The 19671-nt window shown below is 68.0% G+C and carries 19 protein-coding genes; 9 read left to right on the forward strand and 10 right to left on the reverse strand.

Annotation, left to right across the window (positions count from 1 at the left end):
* The first annotated feature begins 57 nt into the window (after positions 1 to 57).
* A complete protein-coding gene (locus EZ313_RS00215; RefSeq protein WP_135261224.1) occupies positions 58 to 1098 on the forward strand; it encodes an adenosine deaminase in 1041 nt (346 codons plus the stop codon).
* Positions 1099 to 1105: 7 nt separating this feature from the next.
* Here EZ313_RS00215 and EZ313_RS00220 read toward each other — a convergent pair whose 3' ends face one another.
* Positions 1106 to 2200, reverse strand: a complete 1095-nt coding sequence (locus EZ313_RS00220; RefSeq protein ID WP_135261225.1) for a M14 family metallopeptidase — start codon at positions 2198 to 2200, stop codon at positions 1106 to 1108.
* Positions 2197 to 3393 (reverse strand): M20 aminoacylase family protein, encoded by a 1197-nt coding sequence (locus EZ313_RS00225; RefSeq protein ID WP_135261226.1) that lies wholly within the window; start codon positions 3391 to 3393, stop codon positions 2197 to 2199. The genes EZ313_RS00220 and EZ313_RS00225 overlap by 4 nt, the downstream gene beginning before the upstream one ends.
* An 86-nt stretch (positions 3394 to 3479) precedes the next feature.
* On the opposite strand from EZ313_RS00225, the gene argE reads away from it, so the two are divergent.
* Entirely contained in the window at positions 3480 to 4652 is a 1173-nt protein-coding gene (gene argE, locus EZ313_RS00230) for an acetylornithine deacetylase (RefSeq protein ID WP_135261227.1), read from the forward strand.
* A gap of 51 nt (positions 4653 to 4703) precedes the next feature.
* Here the strand turns inward: argE and EZ313_RS00235 are convergent, their stop codons facing one another.
* Positions 4704 to 5045, reverse strand: a complete 342-nt coding sequence (locus tag EZ313_RS00235) for a hypothetical protein (protein WP_135261228.1) — start codon at positions 5043 to 5045, stop codon at positions 4704 to 4706.
* 124 nt (positions 5046 to 5169) lie between these two features.
* Positions 5170 to 6303 carry an ABC transporter substrate-binding protein gene (locus EZ313_RS00240; protein WP_135261229.1) on the reverse strand — a complete coding sequence of 378 codons (1134 nt, stop codon included), beginning with the start codon at positions 6301 to 6303 and terminating at the stop codon, positions 5170 to 5172.
* A gap of 67 nt (positions 6304 to 6370) precedes the next feature.
* On the opposite strand from EZ313_RS00240, the gene EZ313_RS00245 reads away from it, so the two are divergent.
* From EZ313_RS00245 to EZ313_RS00255, 3 genes are all read left to right on the forward strand, one after another.
* Positions 6371 to 8437 carry a molybdopterin-containing oxidoreductase family protein gene (locus EZ313_RS00245; RefSeq protein ID WP_135261230.1) on the forward strand — a complete coding sequence of 689 codons (2067 nt, stop codon included), beginning with the start codon at positions 6371 to 6373 and terminating at the stop codon, positions 8435 to 8437.
* Between the two features lie 80 nt (positions 8438 to 8517).
* The gene (locus tag EZ313_RS00250) at positions 8518 to 9537 is read left to right on the forward strand and encodes an aminopeptidase (protein WP_135263503.1); all 1020 of its coding nucleotides are present in this window, start codon (positions 8518 to 8520) and stop codon (positions 9535 to 9537) included.
* On the forward strand, positions 9530 to 9904 hold the full coding sequence (locus tag EZ313_RS00255; RefSeq protein ID WP_135261231.1) for a polyhydroxyalkanoic acid system family protein: 375 nt from the start codon (positions 9530 to 9532) through the stop codon (positions 9902 to 9904). Before EZ313_RS00250 ends, EZ313_RS00255 begins: the two co-directional genes overlap by 8 nt.
* Positions 9905 to 9919: 15 nt before the next feature.
* Here EZ313_RS00255 and EZ313_RS00260 read toward each other — a convergent pair whose 3' ends face one another.
* The 5 genes from EZ313_RS00260 to EZ313_RS00280 form a co-directional block, all read right to left on the reverse strand.
* Positions 9920 to 10174: an acyl-CoA-binding protein gene (locus EZ313_RS00260; protein ID WP_135261232.1), complete on the reverse strand. Its 255-nt coding sequence runs from the start codon at positions 10172 to 10174 to the stop codon at positions 9920 to 9922.
* A gap of 61 nt (positions 10175 to 10235) precedes the next feature.
* The gene (locus tag EZ313_RS00265; protein WP_135261233.1) at positions 10236 to 10691 is read right to left on the reverse strand and encodes a hemerythrin domain-containing protein; all 456 of its coding nucleotides are present in this window, start codon (positions 10689 to 10691) and stop codon (positions 10236 to 10238) included.
* A 71-nt stretch (positions 10692 to 10762) separates the two neighbouring features.
* Positions 10763 to 11536 (reverse strand): tetratricopeptide repeat protein, encoded by a 774-nt coding sequence (locus tag EZ313_RS00270; RefSeq protein WP_135261234.1) that lies wholly within the window; start codon positions 11534 to 11536, stop codon positions 10763 to 10765.
* A 16-nt stretch (positions 11537 to 11552) separates the two neighbouring features.
* Entirely contained in the window at positions 11553 to 12230 is a 678-nt protein-coding gene (locus tag EZ313_RS00275; protein ID WP_135261235.1) for a TetR/AcrR family transcriptional regulator, read from the reverse strand.
* Between the two features lie 12 nt (positions 12231 to 12242).
* Positions 12243 to 12767, reverse strand: a complete 525-nt coding sequence (locus tag EZ313_RS00280) for a phasin family protein (protein WP_135261236.1) — start codon at positions 12765 to 12767, stop codon at positions 12243 to 12245.
* 315 nt (positions 12768 to 13082) lie between these two features.
* Here EZ313_RS00280 and EZ313_RS00285 point away from each other — a divergent pair, with 315 nt between their 5' ends.
* The 4 genes from EZ313_RS00285 (at position 13083) to EZ313_RS00300 (ending at position 18326) form a co-directional block, all read left to right on the forward strand.
* On the forward strand, positions 13083 to 13919 hold the full coding sequence (locus EZ313_RS00285) for an ABC transporter permease (RefSeq protein WP_135261237.1): 837 nt from the start codon (positions 13083 to 13085) through the stop codon (positions 13917 to 13919).
* Entirely contained in the window at positions 13909 to 15282 is a 1374-nt protein-coding gene (locus EZ313_RS00290; RefSeq protein ID WP_135261238.1) for an ABC transporter ATP-binding protein, read from the forward strand. Before EZ313_RS00285 ends, EZ313_RS00290 begins: the two co-directional genes overlap by 11 nt.
* Entirely contained in the window at positions 15266 to 17140 is a 1875-nt protein-coding gene (locus tag EZ313_RS00295) for a class I SAM-dependent methyltransferase (protein ID WP_135261239.1), read from the forward strand. The genes EZ313_RS00290 and EZ313_RS00295 overlap by 17 nt, the downstream gene beginning before the upstream one ends.
* A 70-nt stretch (positions 17141 to 17210) precedes the next feature.
* Entirely contained in the window at positions 17211 to 18326 is a 1116-nt protein-coding gene (locus EZ313_RS00300; protein WP_135261240.1) for a glycosyltransferase, read from the forward strand.
* Here the strand turns inward: EZ313_RS00300 and EZ313_RS00305 are convergent.
* Positions 18302 to 19603 carry a glycosyltransferase family 4 protein gene (locus tag EZ313_RS00305; RefSeq protein ID WP_135261241.1) on the reverse strand — a complete coding sequence of 434 codons (1302 nt, stop codon included), beginning with the start codon at positions 19601 to 19603 and terminating at the stop codon, positions 18302 to 18304. The genes EZ313_RS00300 and EZ313_RS00305 overlap by 25 nt on opposite strands.
* Positions 19604 to 19671 lie beyond the last annotated feature (68 nt).

The raw sequence follows: 19671 nt of genomic DNA on the forward strand, positions 1-19671 counted from the left end.
CCGTCTCGGATAGGACACAGGAATGCGCGGTTCGGCCGGTTGTTACGATGGTCCGCCATGAACAAGCCCGCCATCCCCACGCAGAGGCTGCCCGAGCTGCTGCGCCGCATGCCCAAGGCCGAACTCCACATCCACATCGAAGGCTCGCTCGAGCCGGAGCTGATCTTCGAGATGGCGCGGCGCAACGGCGTCGCGATCCCCTACGCCAGCGTGGAGGAACTGCGCCGCGCCTACGCCTTCACCAACCTGCAAAGCTTCCTGGACATCTACTACGCCGGGGCCAGCGTGCTGATCACCGAGCGCGACTTCTTCGACATGGCGTGGGCCTACCTGGAAAAGGCGCGGGGCGACAACGTGGTGCGCGCGGAGATCTTCTTCGACCCCCAGACCCACACGGCGCGGGGCGTGGAGATGGAGACGGTGATCAACGGCCTGCACCGCGCCTGCGAAAAGGCGCAAACGGACCTCGGTGTCAGCGCTTCGCTGATCCTGTGCTTCCTGCGGCACCTGAGCGAGGAGGAAGCCTTCGAGACGCTGGAGCAGGCACTGCCTTGGCGCGACAAGTTCATCGGCGTCGGCCTGGATTCCAGCGAGGTCGGCCATCCGCCCGAGAAGTTCGCGCGCGTGTTCGCGCGTTGCCGCGAGCTGGGCCTGCACCTGGTGGCCCACGCCGGCGAAGAAGGCCCGCCGGCTTACGTGTGGACCGCGCTGGACCTGCTCAAGGTCGAGCGTGTCGACCACGGCGTGCAATCGAGCAAGGACCCGCAGCTGATGCGCCGCCTGGCGCAGGACCGCATCCCGCTGACCGTGTGCCCGCTGTCCAACCTGAAGCTGTGCGTGTTCCCGAAATTGCAGGACCACAACCTGCGGCAGCTGCTCGATGCGGGCTTGATGGCGACGGTGAACTCGGACGATCCGGCGTACTTCGGCGGCTACGTCAACGACAACTTCCTGCAGACGTTCGAGGCGACCGGGTTGTCGGCGCAGCAGGCATGGCAGCTGGCGAACAACAGCTTCGAGGCGAGCTTCATCCCGGCGCAGGAGAAACGGAAGTACCGGGAGAAGCTGGACGAGGTGTTCGCGGAGTTCGGCGCCTGAGGGCCAATCAGCCCGCCAACCCATCCACCGCCTGAACCATCGCCTCGCGCGCCTGCTCCACGATCCTGCGCTTCCACTCCGGCGTGTCCGTGTAGAAGGCGTCCAGCATCTGCTGCTTGATCTGCGCCGCGAGCTGCGGCGGCGCTTCGGGATGCTGCTCCAGCCAGTGCTCGGCGCGCAGCGCATGCAGCACTTGCAGCAGCGGCTGGGTGCCGTACTCCAGCGCGATGCCGGTGTACTGCGCCTGCGGGCATTCCTCGATGGCGCTGGCCCACATCATCCCGGTGAGCTTGGCCGAAGTGGAAGAGCCGTCGTAGATCGAGGTCACCGGCGTCTTGCCGCCGCCGTCCCACCAGCTGCGGGCACGCGCCACCTGCACCGGGTCGTCCGGTCCCGCGAAGATGCGCTCACCCAGGCCGCTCGGGCCCAGGCCGGTGTGGAAATCGATCCACGCGATGCGGCCGGCGCGGCGGCCGTGCGTGCGCAGCACTTCGCGCAGCGTGCGGTTGCTCCAGGTCGGGCTGTCGCCGCCGTAGTACATGCCGCGCGGGTACTCGTGCTGGCCGCTGCTGATGGCCGCCTGGTAGGCCATCTGGCCGTTCTTCGCCACCCAGGCCGCGAGCGCCTCGTCGTTCTCTTTCGAAGGCGGCCACTCCCTGGGGAACAGCAGGTCGTGCAACTCGCGGTAGCCGGCGTTCTGCGGCAGCGGCTTGCTGAAGTCGTGGAAGTTGCGGTTGAGGTCCACGTTCTCCTGCGTCGTGCGGCGGATGTGCGAGAAGCCGTACGGATTGAGCGCGTGGATGTACAGAACGGCGACGCCCTTGCGGCGGGCGTGCTCGCGCCACTCCCGGTCCTGCAGCGCGGCCACCTGCACGCCGCTGCCGCAGAAGCCCTCCACGCCATGGCAGGCGCTGGACAGGATCAGGACCTTCGACGCGCTCGGGTCGCCTTCGCGCGCCACGTCCATGGCCAGATCCTCGCCTTCGCGCCCGCGCTCCGGATGCCGCTTGGATTCCACCAGCAGCCCGGCGCCACCGGCCGCATCGATGAACTTGCGGCGCGCCTCGCCGTAGCTGTGCGAGAAGCAGTCGTCCAGCGTCATGCCCGCCCCTGGGCGAACCACGCCTCGGCGAGGCGCACCCAGTAGGTGGCGCCCAGCGGGATCAGGTCGTCGTTGAAGTCGTAGCTCGGGTTGTGCAGCATGCAGGGCCCGCCGCCGTGGCCCATCTCGCGGTGGGCGCCGTCGCCGTTGGCGATGAAGCAGTACGCGCCGGGCTTGGCCTGCAGCATGTACGCGAAGTCCTCGCCGCCCATGGTGGGCTCCTGCACCAGCACGTTGGGGTCACCGACGATGGAGGCCATCACCTTGCGGCAGAACTCCGCCTCGGCCGCGGAGTTGATGGTGGGCGGGTAGTTGCGCACGAACTCGAATTCGCACTGCGCGTCGTGGGCCGCGCAGGTGTGCTCGGCGATCTGCTTCATGCGCTGCTCGATCAGGTCCAGCACCTCCAGCGTGAAGGTGCGAACCGTGCCCTGCAACTCGCAGCTGTCGGGCACCACGTTGGTGGCTTCGCCCGCGTGGATCATGGTGACCGAGATCACGCCGGCGTCGATCGGCTTCTTGTTGCGGCTGATGATGGTCTGGAAGGCCTGCACCATCTGGCAGGCGATCGGCACCGGGTCGATGCCGTTGTGCGGCAGCGCGGCATGGCCGCCCTTGCCGCGGATGGTGATCCTGAATTCGTTGGTCGACGCCATCACCGGGCCGGGACTGACGGCGAATTTGCCGAACTCGTTGCCCGGCCAGTTGTGCATGCCGAACACGGCCTCCATCGGGAACTTGTCGAACAGGCCGTCCTTCATCATCTCGCGCGCGCCGCCGCCGCCTTCCTCGGCGGGCTGGAAGATCAGGTAGACGGTGCCGTCGAAATTGCGGTTCTTCGCGAAGTGCTGCGCCGCCGCCAGCAGCATGGCCGTGTGGCCGTCATGGCCGCACGCGTGCATGCGGCCGGCGTGCCTGCTCGCGTGCGGGAAGGTGTTGAACTCCTGCATCGGCAGCGCGTCCATGTCGGCGCGCAGGCCGATCGCGCGGTCGCTGGTGCCGTTCTTCACGATGCCCACGACGCCGGTGGTCCCCATGCCGCGGTGGATCGGGATGCCCCATTCCGTGAGCTTGGCCGCCACCACGTCGGCGGTGCGCACTTCCTGGAAGCTGAGTTCGGGATGGGCGTGCAGGTCGCGCCGCACGGCCGTGATGGCAGCCGCCTGCGTGACGATGGAATCGAGGACGTTCATGGTTGCAGCTTCGAAGGGATCGAGCCGGTCAGTCTAGCCGCGGCGGACCCCTCAGGGCATGAGGGGATATCCGCGAGAATCGGGCGATGTCCGCCGCTTCCGCCACGCCTTCGGCCCGCGCGCTCGAGCTCGCCCGGGCCTTCGTCCGACTGAACACCGTCAGCGCCAACAGCAACCTCGAACTCATCCATTTCATCCGCGACGAACTCGCCAAACTGGGGGTGACCTCGCGCCTGACGTTCAACGCGGAGCGCACCAAGGCCAACCTGTTCGCGACGCTGGGCGAAGGCAAGCCCGCGGGCGTGATCCTCTCGGGCCACACCGACACCGTGCCCTGGGATGGTCAGGAGTGGTCGGCCGACCCGCTGTCGGGGGAGGTGCGCGAGGGCCGCTTGTTCGGGCGCGGCTCGGCCGACATGAAGAGCTTCATCGCGCTGGCGGTGGCCAACGCCGAGACCTTCCTGGCCAGCAAGGCGCCGTTCGCGATCCACTTCGCCTTCAGCTACGACGAGGAGGTGGGCTGCTTCGGCGTGCGCGAGCTCATCGCCGACCTTCGCGACGCGGACATCAAGCCGCTGGCCTGCATCATCGGCGAGCCCACCTCGATGGTGCCCGCCATCGCGCACAAGGGCGTGTACCGCTACAAGTGCTGCGTGCGCGGCAAGGAGGCGCATTCCTCGCTCACGCCGCAATCGGTCAACGCCATCGAGATGGCCGCGCGCGTGATCGGAAAGCTGCGCGACATGGCCGAAGGCTTCGAGCGTGGGCCGCGCTACGACGGTTTCGACGTGCCCTTCTCCACGGCCAGCGTGGGCCAGTTCCACGGCGGCATCGCCGACAACGTGGTGCCGCGCGACGCGGAGTTCCGCTACGAGTTCCGCGACCTGCCCACGGCCGACGCCGCGGCCATGCAGCAGCAGGTGGTGGCGCATGCGCGCGCGCTGGAGCCGGCGATGAAGAAGGTTTCCGCCGACTCGGGCTTCCGCTTCGAGACGATCTGCGAGATCCCCAGCTTCCTCGGGTCCGAGCAGGACCCGGTCACGCGGCTGGCGAAACGCCTGGCGGGCGAGCAGCGCACGACGCTGGTGGCCTTCGGCACGGAAGCGGGCCTGTTCAAGCGGGCCGGCATCCCGACGGTGGTGTGCGGCCCCGGCAGCATCGTGCAGGCGCACCAGCCCGACGAGTACGTCAGCCTGGAGCAGCTGGCGCGCTGCGAGGCTTTCATGCGCGGCCTGGCGGCCGCTCGCGAGATCGGCTGAACTGGCTTGCTCCCTCTCCCGCTGGGAGAGGGTTGGGGTGAGGGCAGCGCGTCAGCGCTGCGGCGCCGCTTCCTTGTTCCCCGGCAGCTTCTTCGCGATGTTGTCGCCGGCGTTGCGCGTGGCGTCGGCCGCGCGCTTGGCGGTGTTGCTGACCGCGTTGCCGGTCTTCTTGGCCACCCTCTTGGTCGCCTGGGCGGGACGGCTGTTCTCGGCCTTCTTCACGGCCTCGGGCTTGCCCTTGTCCGTGCCCGCGGTCTTGTCGTTCGGGTAGGCCTCTCCGGCCTTCTGGGTGGACTTGTTGTCCGGGCCGGTGGGGTTGGTGCCCTGGGCCTGGGCGGGCAGGGCGGCGGCGAAGGCGATAGCGATCGCGGCGCAGAGGATCGAAGCTTTCATGTTCACTCGCTTTTGATGAGAAAAAGATGAGGCGCATTGTGGCAAGGCGCCGCCCGTGGCAGGAGGCCACGGCCGAGCTTCCTACAACAACAGTCGCGCCACGCCGACAGACGCCGCTGATGCGCTACTCGCGCACCCGGCCCTGCGAGTCGATCAGGCTGAGCTCGACGAGCTTGGAACCCACCCTCTCGTTGACGAAGTGCACGCGAAAGCCGCCGACGCTCAGGTCGTCGAGGCCGTCCACCGCCTTGCGCAGCCGCGCACGCGAGGGATCGCGCGCCATGCGGCGCAGGGCCTCGGTGTACACGCCCGCCGCGATGTAGCCCTCGAGCATGTAGACGTTCGGCTTTCCCGTCTTGGCCGCCGCGGCGTCGGCCAGCAGGTCGCGGACCACGGCGACCTTGGCGCTGTCACTCTTGGGGACCACGCGCACGACCACCACGCCGGCGCCCGCCGCTCCGAGCTCTTCGGCCAGCAGGCTCTCACCCGTGCTGGAGAAGCCGTAGATCGGCCCGCGGAAGCCCTTGGCGCGCAGGTCGCGCACGGCACCGGCCGCGGCCGCGGCATCGGCGACGACCAGCACCGATTCCGGCTTGCCGGCCAGGGTCTTGTCCACGCTCGTGGCCACGCTGCCGCTGCTCAGAGCGTTCTTCGCGACCAGGTTCGCGCCCATGCCGCCCATGGTGCGCACGGCCGAATCGAGCGCCGCTAACGATTCGCCGTCGCTGCCGTGCAGGATGGCCAGCTTGCGCGCGCCCAGCGTCTCGGCATGCCGGGTGATGGCCGCGGCCTCTTCGGAGTAGCCGGGCCGGATCGAGTACACGTTGGGATAGAGCGCGCCGCGCAGTTCGTCGGCAGCCGCCATCGGCGCGAACAGCAGCAGGTCGCTGTCCTTGATCAGCGGGTACGCCGCGGCCACCTGCGGCGAGCCGTAGTAGCCGAACAGCGAGAACACGCCCTGGCCCAGCAGCTTCTTCGTGTTCTCCGCGGTCAGGGCGGGGCTGCCGCGGTCGTCCAGCGTCACCAGTTCGACCTTGCGGCCGTTGATCCCGCCGGCGGCGTTGACGCGGTCGAAGTACAGCTTTGCGCCCTGGGCGAACGGCGCCGCGAGCGCCGAGCCGGGTCCGGTGAGCGCCACCGACTGGCCGACGACGATGCTGGACTTGCTGATGCCGTCCTGCTGGGCGCCCGCGCCGCCACCCGCGGCGATGAGGACGGCTACGATGGCGGCTTGCACCCAGTGGCGGAAGTTGTGCATTCGGGGGTTTCTCCTCAAGTCGACGGTTCACGATCCGCCAGCTCGACAGGAACTATAGGATTCAGTCTTGACATCCTCAATCGGCATTCCCCCTAGCGTCGGCGAGCCGCAGCATGTGCGCGGCGCCTGCCCGCACGACTGCCCCGACACCTGCGCGCTCGTGACCACCGTCGTCGACGGCGTGGCGGTGAAGGTGCAGGGCAATCCCGGGCACCTCCCCACCGACGGCGTGCTGTGCGCCAAGGTCTCGCGCTACACCGAGCGCACCTACCACCCCGACCGGCTGCTGCGACCCATGCGTCGCATCGGCCCCAAGGGTTCCGGCCGGTTCGAGCCGGTGGGCTGGGACGAAGCGCTGGATGACATCGCGCGGCGCCTGAAGGCCATCGCCGCACGCGACCCGCAGGCCATCCTGCCCTACAGCTACGCCGGCACGATGGGACTGGTGCAGGGCGAGGGCATGGCGGCGCGCTTCTTCCATCGGCTGGGTGCCTCGCTGCTCGATCGCACCATCTGTTCCACCGCCGGCGGCGCGGGGCTCACGCACACGCTGGGCGGCAAGGTGGGCATGAAGGTGGAGTTCTTCGCCGAAGCGCGGCTGATCGTGATCTGGGGCAGCAACTCGATCACCAGCAACCTGCATTTCTGGCGGCTGGCGCAGGAAGCCAAGCGCCGCGGCGCGAAGCTGGTGTGCATCGATCCGCGCCGCACCGAGACGGCGGAGAAGTGCCACGAGCACCTGGCGATCCTGCCCGGCACCGATGCGGCCCTGGCGCTCGCGCTGATGCACGAGCTCATCCGAAACGACTGGCTGGACCACGACTACATCGAGCGGCACACGCTCGGCTGGGAGGCGTTGCGCGAGCGCGCCCTGCGCTGGACGCCCGAGCGCGCCGCGGCGGTGTGCGGCATCCCGGCGCAGCAGATCCGCGACCTGGCGCGCGACTACGGCACGACGAAGCCGGCCGCGATCCGCCTGAACTACGGCATGCAGCGCGTGCGCGGCGGCGGCAACGCGGCCCGCGCGGTCGCCTGCCTGCCCGCGCTCACCGGTGCGTGGCGTCACCGGGCGGGCGGGGTGCTGCTTTCCAGCTCCGGCTGGTCGCCCGCCGACAGGGCGGCCCTGCAGCGGATCGACCTGCTGGCCGGCCGCTCGCCGCGGGTGATCAACATGGTCACGATCGGCGACGACCTGCTGCGGTCCGCATCCCCCGCTTTCGGCCCGCGCATCGAAGCCCTCGTGGTCTACAACAGCAACCCGGTGGCAGTGGCGCCGGAGTCGGCTCGCGTGGTGCAGGGCTTCGCGCGCGAGGACCTGTTCACCGTGGTGCTGGAGCAGTTCCAGACCGACACCGCCGACTACGCCGACTACGTCCTGCCGGCCACCACGCAGCTGGAGCATTGGGATCTTCATACCGCGTACGGCCACACCGACGTGCTGCTGAACCGGCCGGCCATCGCGCCGCTGGGCGAAGCCAAGCCGAACACGCAGGTGTTCCGCGAACTCGCCGCGCGCATGGGTTTCGACGACCCGTGCTTCGCGGACAGCGACGAGCAGATGTGCCGGCAGGGCTGCGGCAGCCGCATCGACTTCGACGAACTGCTGGACAAGGGCTTCGCCACGCTGCCGGTGCCCGATGCGCCGTTCGCGGAAGGGCGCTTTCCCACTGCGTCGGGCCGCTGCGAGTTCTTCAGCGCCACGCTCGCACGACAAGGGCTGGATGGCCTGCCGGACCACCTGCCGAACTACGAGCCCGCCGGCGCATCGGAACGCTTCCCGCTCGCGATGATCTCGCCGCCCGCGCGCAACTTCCTCAACTCCACCTTCGTCAACCTGCGCAGCCTGCGGGACATCGAGCGCGAGCCGGTGCTCGAGATCCATCCCGCCGATGCGCAGCCGCGCGGCATCGCGGACGGCGCCGTGGTGCGCGTGTTCAACGAGCGCGGCGAGTACCACTGCAAGGCGGAGATCAGCGAGCGCGCACGGCCCGGCGTCGTCAACGGCCTGGGCATCTGGTGGCGCAAGTTCGGCCTGGCCGGCACCAACGTCAACCAGCTCACCAGCCAGCGGCTCACCGACCTGGGCGGCGGGCCGGTGTTCTACGACTGCCTGGTGGACGTGCAGCCGGCGTGAAGGGCAGGTGGGTGGTGGCTTCGGGTCTGGGTGCTGTGGCGGCGGCGATCGCGCTGACCTGCCTCACGGGCTGCTCCAACATGGGCTATTACTGGCAGTCGGCCACCGGGCACCTTCGCGTGCTGCAGGCGGCGCGGCCGGTGCAGGACTGGCTGGGCGACGAGCACGCGCCGCAGCGGCTGAAGGAGCGCCTCGCGCTCAGCCAGCGCATCCGCGCCTTCGCCTCGGGCGAGCTGCACCTGCCCGACAACCCCAGCTACCGGCGCTATGCCGACCTGCAGCGCAACGCGGTCGTGTGGAACGTGGTGGCGGCACCGGAGCTGTCGCTCAAGCTCAAGCAGTGGTGCTTTCCCGTCACGGGATGCGTGGGCTACCGCGGCTACTTCGACGAAGCGGAGGCGCGCGCCGAGGCCGAGCGCCAGCGGCAGCAGGGGTATGAGGCCACCAGCTACCCGGTGCCCGCGTATTCCACGCTCGGCTGGATGAACTGGGCCGGGGGCGATCCGCTGCTGAACACCTTCATCCACTACCCCGAAGGCGAACTGGCGCGGCTGATCTTCCATGAGCTGGCGCACCAGGTGGTCTACGCCAAGGACGACACCATGTTCAACGAGTCGTTCGCGACGGCCGTGGAGCGCCTGGGCGTGGAGCGCTGGCTGCAGACGCAGGCGACCCCGCAGGCCCGCGCCGATTACGAGCGCTACAACGCGCGCCGCAACCAGTTCCGCGCGCTCACGCGCGCCACGCGCGCGAAGCTGGACGCGATCTACGAGCGCAACAACGGGCTGACCGACGACGAGCGGCGCGAGCGCAAGGCGCAGGTGCTGGCCGGTTTCCGCGCCGAGTACGCGCGCATCCGCGACGGCTGGAACCTGGACCCCACGCGGCTTCGCACCACCGACGAATGGGTCGCCAACGCGAACAACGCATCGTTCGGGGCGCAGGCCGCGTACGACGAGCTGGTGCCCGGCTTCGAAGGCCTGTTCGAGTCGCTCGGACGCGACTGGACCCGGTTCTACGACGAAGCCAGGCGGCTGGCCACGCTGACCCGGGCGCAGCGCCACGAATACCTCAAGAGCAAGGAGAGCCCCCGTGCCTGACATCCACATCGAACGCGAGCACAGCCTGGGCCTGGCACGCGCACGCGAACTCGCGTTCAAGTGGGCCGAAGCCGCCGAGGGGCGGCTGGACATGCAGTGCACCTACGAGGAGGGCAAGAGCTCCGACCTGGTCAGCTTCACCCGTTCCGGCGCCAACGGCGAACTGCGCGTGACGAAGGACCGGTTCGAGCTGCATGCGCGCCTGGGTTTCCTGCTGGGTGCGTTCAGGCACCGCATCGAGACCGAGATCACGCGCAACCTCGACGAGTTGCTGCGCCAGGACGACCCCGTGCGGGCCTTCGAGGAAGGCCTGGCCAAGGTCGCGGCGAAGAAGGCCAAGCCCGCGCCGAAGACCCGGAAGGCGTAGCGAAGGCACCGAGGATCAGCGCAGGGACTCGATCAGGTCCACGTATCTGCGCATCGCCTCTTCGCTCGAAGTGCCCTTGTTCGCGTTCCAGGCGTCCCACTTGGCGCGGCCGACCATGTCGCCGAAACCGGGCTTCTTCTCCGTGTTGTCGCCGATCGTGGCCTGCTTGTAGAGGCCGTAGATCTTCAGCAGCGTCGCGTTGTCCGGACGCGCGGTGAGATTCTTCGAATTGGCGACGGCGGCGTCGAACTGCGCTTTCAGGTCGGTCATCTGCGGGCTCCTCTTTCGGAAAGTCCGCGATGTTAATTCGCCGCGCTCAGCCGGGAGAAGCTCACTGCTCCTGGGTTTCCTTCTCGTGCAGGCGCCCATGCTCCTGCATGTAGAGCGCGCCCAGCTCCTGCTGCTGCTGGGGCTGCAGCACCTTCTTCGCCTCGGGGAAGAACTTCTGCTCCTCCTCCTTCAGGTGGTGCTGCACCTTGTGCACGAGCTTGCCCATGGATTCCAGCCACTCGGCCGAACCTTCCTTGAACTTGTCGAGGTCCTCGACCATCTCGTCCATCTCGTGGTGCTCGGCGATCGCGTGGCGGGCCTCGTCCACCGTTTCGTCGTGCTCGATCAGCGGCACGTAGAACGCGCGCTCCTCGGCGGTTTCGTGGGCGGCCATCTCGGCCTTGAGTTCATCGAACGCCTGCTTGCGCTCGCCGTGGTCGCCGATGCCCGACAGCAGGCGCTGGCAGATCGAGCGCTGGCGCTCATGGCTTTGAAGTAGTGCTTGGAAGATGTCCATGGGCGGGCAGTCTGGGGCTGCTCGCCCGGATGGGGTGTAGGCCGAGGCCGCTGACGCCGGCCGAGCCTTGCCTACTCCTGCAGTTCGGCCTGCGCCAGGGCGACGTTCAGCCGTTCCGCCGCGTCGGCGGGGTCCATCGAAGCGGCCCGCTCGTAGAGCGCCGTGGCTTCGGCCATCTTCGATTCGCCTTCCAGCATCACGAGGCCGTTGGCGTATTCGATCAGGCCGATGGCCGACTGCGGATGCAGACGCAGCGCTTCCTGGAACAGCTTGAGCCCGGTCTCGCGCTTGGCCCCGTACGTCATGCCCCCGATCAGCGCGCCGACCTTGTCGATCACCTCGGCATGGAACGCGCCCAACGCGAGGTGCGCTTCCGCATGCCGCGGGTTGAGCTTGATGGCCTGCTCCAGCGAGTCCTTGACCTTGCCGCCCAAGCCCTGCGCGAGCGCCTTCGCGACGCTGATCCCCTGGCTGTAGCGGCCCAGGGAGTAGCCCTGCATGTACCAGGCCGCGGCATTGCGCGGCTCGCGCTGGGCCTGTGCTTCGGCGCGCTGCGCCACTTCCTGGAACAGCTCGAGCCGGGCCTTCTCCTTCTTCTCGAGGTAGGTGGCGTAGATGCACGTGGCCTTGTTGGCGACGGTGATCCCGTCGCCGCGCGCTTTCAGGCCTGCCTCGACGGCCTTGTGGAATTCGCCCCGGTGGAACAGCGTCCAGGCGTTCAGCACCGCTTCGTCGGCCGGCAGCGGCTCGGCGTCGCCCGCGTGCAGCCGGCCCCAGCGCGCCCGCACGTCCTCGGGGCTGAGATCGAATTCGCCGGGGTGCGGGAACGGCGCCCACTTGCCCACGTTGTCTCCTGTCGTGCTAGTTCTGCTTCTGCGGCCGCCCGGCGTCGGTGTAGGCGCCCGCCAGGCCCAGCAGGTGCATGCGCTGGCCATGTTCGAGATAGGGTACCAGCAGATGGAGAACGTGGTGGGCGCCCCGCAGCAGCGCGGCTTGCGCACTCTCGGGCTCGAGCGCGCGGCGCGGATCGCGCACGTATTCGAAGCTCAGCCAGTACGTGAGCACCACCACCATGCTGTCGGCCGTGGGCGCGGCCTCGAGCGGATCGATGCGCACGGATCCCGCGCGGTTCATGCCGTCCAGCATCGCGCGGATGGCGCGCACCTTATTCTCCAGCACCTGCTGGAAGTGCGTCTCCAGCCGGCGGTTCCGGGAGAGCAGGTCGTTGAGGTCGCGGTAGAGGAAGCGGTAGTCCCAGATCCGCTCGAACAGCGTGTGCATGAAGAACCAGGCGTCCTCCACGTCGCGCACGCCGTCGGCCGCGTTGAGCAGCTCCGTCAACGCGCGCTCGTAGCGGTCGAACAGCGAGTTGACGAGCTCGTCCTTGGCCGGGTAGTGGTAGTACAGGTTGCCGGGGCTGATGCCCAGTTCGGCCGAGATCAGGGTGGTGGACACGTTCGGCTCGCCGAAGCGATTGAACAGGTCCAGCGTGGTTTCGAGGATGCGTTCGGCGGTGCGGCGCGGGGCTTTCCTGGCCATGCGCGGGCCGCGTCAGTCCGCCGCCGTCTTCCGGGCAGCCCGCGGGCTCTTGCGCGCCGGCTTGGCGGCGCCCGTGGCGCGGGCCGCGGGACGGGCCGCCCGCACCTTGGTGCCGGCCTGCGCGCTGAGCTTGCTTAGGGTGCGATTGAGCTCGTCGATGCGCGCGGCGAGCGCGTCGATGTCACGGGACGAAGGAACGCCCAGCTTGTTGAGGGCGCGAGAGACGCGTTCCTCGAAGATGGTTTCCAGCTTGTCCCACCCTCCGGAGGCCTTGGACGAAATGTCGGTGGCCATCCCCGCCATGCGGCTGCCGGCTTCCGAGAGCTTCTCTTCCGCCGCCGCCTGCGTCTTGCGCTGGATCGACAGGCCTTCCTTGACCAGCGTCTCGAACACCTTGCCGCCTTCCTCCTGCGCCTTGGCAAAGGCGCCGAGCCCCGCCAGCCAGATCTGGCTGGCCGATTCCTTGACGGTGCTGGAGAAGGGCGGCACGCCCTTGCTCTCGTTGTCAGCGCCGGTGGACTGCTTTTTCGTGACCATGGTGCGGCTCCGGTGGGTGGTGACGGCTCGAATGTACGGCTGGGCGGCCACGCGCGTTAGGTGGCTGCTCCTAAATGAGGGGCGCAGCAGATGCCGCAGGAGGCTCACCTCTGACGGAAGTGCGCCACACCCGTTGGCCGCCGGCCCCTGACGATCCCCGGGGCACTGACTCAACGATGGGATAATCAGCAACGGCCTGCATGGCAGCATTTTCGACATTGCGGGCCAGTCGAACAGCATGAAAAACAGGAGGGGCATCACCTTGCCGACGCAGCTTGCGGCTCGTGGGACTCTCGCCGTCGCGCAGGTGCGGGCTTGAACCCGCATGCACGACAGGGGCGATCGCCCGCCGCCCTGGTGCATGCGGTCTGGAAGCACCGCGCCCTGGTCCGCACGCTCGCCGTGCGCGAGATCCGAGGCAGGTACCAGGGTTCGATGGGTGGCATGTTGTGGTCGGTGGCGGTCCCGCTGCTGATGCTGGCCATCTACACGTTCGTGTTCTCGGTCGTGTTCAAGGCTCGTTGGGACCAAGGAGCCTCCGCAGCGGACGACCGCACCGCCCACGCGTTCATGCTGTTCGCCGGATTGATCGTCCACGGCCTTTTCGCGGAGGTGATCAGCAGGGCGCCGCAGCTGATCCCGTCGAATCCCAATTTCGTCAAGAAGGTGGTGTTCCCGCTGGAAACGCTGCCCATCGTCTGCGTCCTCGCGGCCGTCTTCCAGGCTGTCGTGAGCCTGGTGATCCTGCTCGCCGCGCAGCTCATTTTCACGGGGCGCCTCCAACCCTCGGCGGTCTACGTGATCCCCGTCCTCCTGCCCTTCGTCGTGCTGACGACGGGCGCGGCGTGGATCCTCTGCTCCATCGGCGTCTTCGTCCGTGATCTCGCGCAGCTGACGGGGATCATCGCGATGCTCGCGATGTTCATGTCGCCCGTGTTCTTCCCCCTCAGCGCACTGCCGGCGAACCTGCAGCCCTGGATGATGGCGAACCCGCTGACGTTCGTCATCGAGCAGACGCGTACCGTGCTGCTTCTGGGCGGGCAACCGCACTGGCCGGCGCTTGCGCTCTACTCCCTGCTCGCCTGCCTGGTGGCCTGGCTGGGATTCGCCTGCTTCCAGTTGGCACGAAGGAAATTCGCAGATGTCCTCTAGGCCGCACGACCCGGGAAGCATCGCGCTGCGCGTGGATCAGCTGAGCAAGTGTTTCCACCTCTACGCGCACCCCAAGGACCGGCTCAAGCAGGCCATCGTGCCGCCCTTGCGGCGGTTGCTCGGGGCGCAAGCCGGGAACTACTACTCGGAGTTCTGGGCATTGCGGAACGTGTCGTTCGAACTGGCGCGCGGCGAGACGATCGGCATCGTGGGCCGCAACGGTTCGGGCAAATCCACCCTGCTGCAGATCATCTGCGGGACCTTGTTTCCCACGACCGGCCAGGTGGAAACGTACGGGCGCGTCGCTGCGCTGCTGGAACTCGGCTCCGGCTTCAATCCCGCGTTCACCGGCCGGGACAACATCTACCTGAACGCAGCGCTCCTCGGCCTGACCCAGGAGGAGACCGAGGCCCGGTACGACGCGATCGTGGACTTCGCGGGCATCGGAGACTTCATCGACCAGCCGGTGAAGAACTATTCCAGCGGCATGGTCGTTCGCCTGGGCTTCGCAGTGCAGGCGCAGATCGACCCCGACATCCTGGTCGTCGACGAGGCGCTGGCGGTCGGCGATGCGAAATTCCAGGCGAAATGCTTCGACCGCCTGCGTGCCCTGAAGGAGGCGGGCACCAGCATCATCCTGGTCACCCATTCGTCGGAGCAGATCGTCACGCATTGCAGCAAGGCGCTGCTGCTGGACGGGGGCGAGGTGCTCGAGATCGGCGAGCCGCGCAAGGTGGTCAACAGGTACCTTGACGTCCTGTTCGGCCGGGAGCGGCTCATCAGCCTGGACACGCTGCCCGAGCCGCGGCGGGAGTCATCGGCCGGCGATGACCCGGAGCTCCCGGTCAGTTGCGCGGAAGACGTTTTTGCAACCCACCCCAACCACAACCCGCACGAGTACCGTTGGGGAGACGGAACGGCGCAGATCCTCGATTTCCACATGGTCGCCGATGGCGAGGAGTATCCCGTCGTGGTGCGCAGCGGGGCGAAGATCCGGCTCACGGTCTCGGTGCTGTTCATGCGGCGGCTGATCCGCCCGATTCTCGGCGTGACCCTGAAGACCAAGGAAGGTGTCACGGTGTACGGCGCCAACTCGGAGACGCTCCACGTCGACGCGTTCCGTGAAATGGGCGAGGAGGACTCGGTCGCCGTCGTGGAGATCGAGTTCTCCTGCGCGCTTGCCGGCGGGGACTACTTCATCTCGCTCGGCATCGCAACCCGTCACGGCGAGGAGGTGGTTCCGCATGACCGCCGGTACGACTGCATCCATCTCATCGTCGGCCCCGAGGCGCGATTCACCGGACTGGCGGATCTCGGCCTCAAGCTGCAAGCCAGGAAAGTGATGCATGAAAGCATTGCTTGAGCGTGCCGGCTACCGCCAGGACGCGGGGAGCCTCGTCTGGTCGGCTCCCGGCTACGCCGGGATCCCTTACAGCGACGGTGACGAAGTCGAGAACAGCCTGGCGGCGGCCATCCGCGAGGCGCAGGATGTCAGCGTCCTGTCGCCGGAGTTGCGGCGCAGGATCCACGACTGGCCGTCCCGCTACCACCTGAGCAGCGCGCGGTCGAATCTCCTGCGGCCGTTCCAGTCCAGCCTGGCGGGCAAGGAAGTGCTGGAGATCGGTGCGGGCTGCGGCGCCATCACGCGATACCTCGGCGAGGCGGGCGCCGGCGTCCTGGCGCTGGAAGGCAGCCTTCGACGTGCCGGCATCGCGCGGTCGCGCACGCGTGGCCTGGCCAACGTCGAGGTCCTGGCCGAGACGTTCGACGACTTCCGCCTCGAGCATCGGTTCGACGTCGTCACGCTCATCGGCGTGCTCGAGTACGCCAACCTCTACGTGGGCGGCGCGGATCCGTTCCTGGCCATGCTCCGGCGCGCCCGCAGCCTGCTAAAGCCGGACGGCCGCCTTTTGCTCGCGATCGAGAACAAGGTCGGCCTGAAGTACTTCGCCGGCGCCAGGGAAGACCACGTCGGGATCGTCGGGTACGGCATCGAAGACCGGTACACCGACGATGGCCCGCGGACGTTCGGCCATGTGGAACTGAAGCAGCTTCTCACCCGGGCGGGGTTCAACGCATCGTCGTTGTTCTCCCCCTTGCCGGACTACAAGCTGCCCGTGGCCGTCATCGGGCAGGAGGGATGGGACTGCAGGGAATTCGATGCCGGCATCCTCGCAGCACAGACGGCTCGCCATGACCCGCAGCTGCCCGACGGTCTCGCCTTCGCCCCGGAACTGGCATGGCCGCCGCTGTGCGTGAACGGGCTCGGACAGGGTTTGTCGAACTCGCACCTCGTCGTCGCTTTCGCGGAAGGTGAGCCCGCCCGTTCGAATGTCCTGGCCCATTACTACAGCACGAACCGGGTCCCGCACTTCTGCAAGGAGACTCGATTCGAGCTCGGCGGCGACGGCCGGATCGACGTCGTCGTCGATCTGCTGGGCCCGCCGGCGCCAACGCAGGCGCTGATCCGGTTCCAGCCGCAGGCACGCTCCGCCTATGCGGGAGGCCGGGCCCTGTCGCTGGAATTGATGCGCATCGTCACCCAGGATGGGTGGACGCCGCAGGACGTCGCCAGCTTCATGCAGCAGTACCTCCGCATGGTCCTGGCGTTGTGCAAGCAGCCGGCCGATACGGCGCTGAGTCCGGCGACCGTGCTCCCCGGGAGCGCCTTCGACCTGCTGCCGCAGAACATCCACTTCGGCGACGGTGGGCAACCGGTGGTGATCGACCAGGAGTGGATTTTCAACCGAGAGTTCACTGTTGGCTGGCTGGTCTTTCGCGTCCTGTCCGCGCTCGTGAATTCGGTCACCCGGTTCGGCGTCTCGACCAGCTTCCCGCCTTCGAAGGCCGCATTCTTCCTGCAGACTTACGCTGCGCTGGGTCTCGCGGTCCCCCGCGAGCAGCTCGACGCGTATGCGGAACAGGAGGCCGAGGTGCAGGCGCACATAAGCGGCCTGCCGATCGAAATGCTGCGGGAGTGGGGGCCGCAATCGAAGGTGCCCCGTCGCGTGCCCTCGTTGCACGAGGAGAACGCACGCCTGGCGCAGGAGCTTGACCGCAGCCGGCGGGAAATCGCCGGCATGCGGGCGAGCCGATCCTGGCGCATCACCGCGCCCTTGCGTCTGCTGGTGCTGATATCGCAAGGCCGCTTCCATGAGGCGCTCCACCGGGTGAAGCTTTACGCGGGGCGGGCCTTGCGGCGCGTACCGCCTGGCCTCTAGGACAGACGCACCGCCTGAGTTCGGGTCTGCGGCAGGCCGTCACGGTCGCCACAATACAATGCCGCGCCGCATGAGAGTCCTGCACGTCTACAAGAGCTATTACCCAGACACCGTAGGCGGCATCGAACAGGTCATCTCGCAACTGGGTCGCGGCCTGGCGGCCCTGGGCCACGAGAACCGCATCTTCACCCTGAGCCCGAACCCGGTGCCCGCCGTATTGCGCTATCCCGAAGGCGAGGTGCATCGCAGCCGGCAGACGCTGGAGGTCGCCTCCAACAACGTGTCGCTCTCGGCCTTCCGCGATTTCCGCCGGCAGCTCGAATGGGCCGACGTGGTCCATTACCAGTTCCCCTGGCCTTTCGGCGACCTGCTGCATGTCGCGGTGGCCAGGCGCAAGCCCAGCGTCGTCTCCTACCAGTCCGACATCGTCCGGCAGAAGTGGCTGCTCAAGGCCTATCGGCCCCTGCGCGACAGGTTCCTGCTGTCCGTCGGCGCGGTGGTGACGACCTCGCCGCAGTACCACGCGAGCAGCGAGGTGCTGCGCAACCTGCCGGTGCCGGTGAAAGTCGTGCCGAACGGGGTGGAGGAGTCCAGCTATCCGCAACCGCGCGCCGAAGTCCTGGAGCGTTGGCGCGCGCGCCTGGGAGAAGGGTTCTTCCTGTTCGTGGGCGTGCTGCGCTACTACAAGGGCCTGCACACCCTGGTGCAGGCGGCGCGCGGCTTCGCGGGCCAGGTGGTGATCGCGGGTGACGGGCCCGAGCGGAGCGCGCTGGAGCGGCAGGTCGGGGCGGCAACGGGGGCTGGCAACGTTCATTTGCTGGGCCGGGTTTCCGACGAGGACAAGATGGCGCTGCTGCAGTTGTGCCGCGCCTTCGTCTTCCCCTCGCACTTGCGTTCGGAGGCCTATGGCATGTCGCTGGTGGAAGCGGCGATGGCCGGCAAGCCCATGGTGAGCTGCGAGATCGGCACCGGCACGACCTTCATCAATGAAAACGGCACGACCGGTCTCGCGATTCCCCCGGCCGATCCGGCCGCACTGCGCGTCGCCATGCAGACCTTGCTGGACGATCCCGCTCTCGCGCGAAAGCTGGGGGCGCAGGCGCGTGAACGCTTTCTCGCGCACTTCAGCGCTTCGCGGATGGCGAGCGCCTACGAGGAGATCTACGCCGGGCTGCTGGCGCGCTGAGGCGGGCCGAGCACCAGCGAGTGGATCTGCGCTGCGGTCTCGCTCCAGGAAGTGGGCCGGTAGCCGGCCGCGACCGCGTCGTTCCGCTGCCGGATCAGGTCCGGCCGACAGAAGTAATGGTCGAGCGTCTTCACCCACGCCTGCTCATCGTGCGGGTCCAGGTAATCCACCCACGCGCCGCCCACTTCCGGCAGCGACGAAGTCGACGAGCAGACGCAGAATCTGCCGTGCGCCAGGCTCTCGGCGACGGGCAATCCCCAGCCTTCGTACAGCGAGGGATAGACCGTGAAAGCGCACGCCGAATACAAGGCCGCCAACGCCGCATCGGACACCGAGTCGAGGAGGGTGACGTGGTCACGCACCAGCGGGTCGCGCCCGATGTTCCGCACGAAGGCCGAGCCTCCCCAGGTGGGCATGCCGACCACCACCAGCCGGTAGGGCGTCTTGCCCGCGCGGCTCAACTCGCGCCACACCCGGTACAGCAGCATGTGGTTCTTGCGCGGCTCGATGGTCGAGACGAACAGCACGAAGGGCCGGTCGTTCTCGAACGGCAGCACCGGCGACGAGGCCGCAGGGCTTCGATGAACCACGGACCCGAGACGGATCACATGCGTCTCGGGACTCGCGACCCCATGCTTGCGCAGCAGCGAGCGGAAGTCGGACTCGGTCTGCCGTGAGATGCACAGGACCTGAGCCGAATACGCCGCCATGTCCAGCATGTAGCGCTCGAAACGCTTCGCGCTCGTGGACACCAGCTTGGGAAACAGATACGGGATGAGGTCGTAGCAGATCGACGTCATGACCAGCCCATGCTGCTGCTTCAACCGCAGCAGGGCCCTGGCCATCAGCCAGTCGGTGCCGAGCGACAGCCAGTGATCGCCGGGGGAGAACGGCTCGGGTGCCTGCGATTGGCGGCCGGCGAATGCGCGATTGCCGGCAGCGGCGGCCCACCGCGAGGCTTCCACGGTCCGGCGGGCCAGCGAGTTCAACCACGCGCCAAGCCGCGCGGGCAGATAAGGCCGAAGCCGGCCGAATTGCGCCTTGCACCGCGCGACCAGGCCCACCTTGCCGCCCCCGGTGCCGCTGCGATCCAGCCGGGCCCTGACCTCCTGGGCATCGGCCTCCGTGAACAGTCCGGTGGAGCGTTGATACCGGCAGAAGCGGACCTTCACCCCCGCGTCCGCCGCGTTCGACAGGATCCAGCGGCAGAACTCCTGCTCGACGCGCACGATGCCCACGGGCGGGCGGGTCCATTCCAGGATGGTGGAGGCATTCACCCAGAGAACCTGGGGACGGCCACGGTGGGGAACTGGCTCTACGCCGCGTCCTTCGGCTTCGCCGCCGC

Origin of the sequence: Ramlibacter henchirensis (assembly GCF_004682015.1) — a bacterium.
In the GTDB taxonomy this organism is placed as follows: domain Bacteria; phylum Pseudomonadota; class Gammaproteobacteria; order Burkholderiales; family Burkholderiaceae_C; genus Ramlibacter; species Ramlibacter henchirensis.

Coding starts and splice junctions, on each gene's coding strand:
- EZ313_RS00215 (WP_135261224.1), top strand. CDS start 58: ATGAACAAGCCCGCCATCCCCACGCAGAGGCTGCCCGAGCTGCTGCGC.
- EZ313_RS00240 (WP_135261229.1), bottom strand. CDS start 6,303: ATGCACAACTTCCGCCACTGGGTGCAAGCCGCCATCGTAGCCGTCCTC.
- EZ313_RS00260 (WP_135261232.1), bottom strand. CDS start 10,174: ATGACCGACCTGAAAGCGCAGTTCGACGCCGCCGTCGCCAATTCGAAG.
- EZ313_RS00235 (WP_135261228.1), bottom strand. CDS start 5,045: ATGAAAGCTTCGATCCTCTGCGCCGCGATCGCTATCGCCTTCGCCGCC.
- EZ313_RS00290 (WP_135261238.1), top strand. CDS start 13,909: ATGTCCTCTAGGCCGCACGACCCGGGAAGCATCGCGCTGCGCGTGGAT.
- EZ313_RS00295 (WP_135261239.1), top strand. CDS start 15,266: ATGAAAGCATTGCTTGAGCGTGCCGGCTACCGCCAGGACGCGGGGAGC.
- EZ313_RS00220 (WP_135261225.1), bottom strand. CDS start 2,200: ATGACGCTGGACGACTGCTTCTCGCACAGCTACGGCGAGGCGCGCCGC.
- EZ313_RS00265 (WP_135261233.1), bottom strand. CDS start 10,691: ATGGACATCTTCCAAGCACTACTTCAAAGCCATGAGCGCCAGCGCTCG.
- EZ313_RS00280 (WP_135261236.1), bottom strand. CDS start 12,767: ATGGTCACGAAAAAGCAGTCCACCGGCGCTGACAACGAGAGCAAGGGC.
- EZ313_RS00275 (WP_135261235.1), bottom strand. CDS start 12,230: ATGGCCAGGAAAGCCCCGCGCCGCACCGCCGAACGCATCCTCGAAACC.
- EZ313_RS00225 (WP_135261226.1), bottom strand. CDS start 3,393: ATGAACGTCCTCGATTCCATCGTCACGCAGGCGGCTGCCATCACGGCC.
- EZ313_RS00300 (WP_135261240.1), top strand. CDS start 17,211: ATGAGAGTCCTGCACGTCTACAAGAGCTATTACCCAGACACCGTAGGC.
- EZ313_RS00250 (WP_135263503.1), top strand. CDS start 8,518: ATGGGCTATTACTGGCAGTCGGCCACCGGGCACCTTCGCGTGCTGCAG.
- argE (WP_135261227.1), top strand. CDS start 3,480: ATGTCCGCCGCTTCCGCCACGCCTTCGGCCCGCGCGCTCGAGCTCGCC.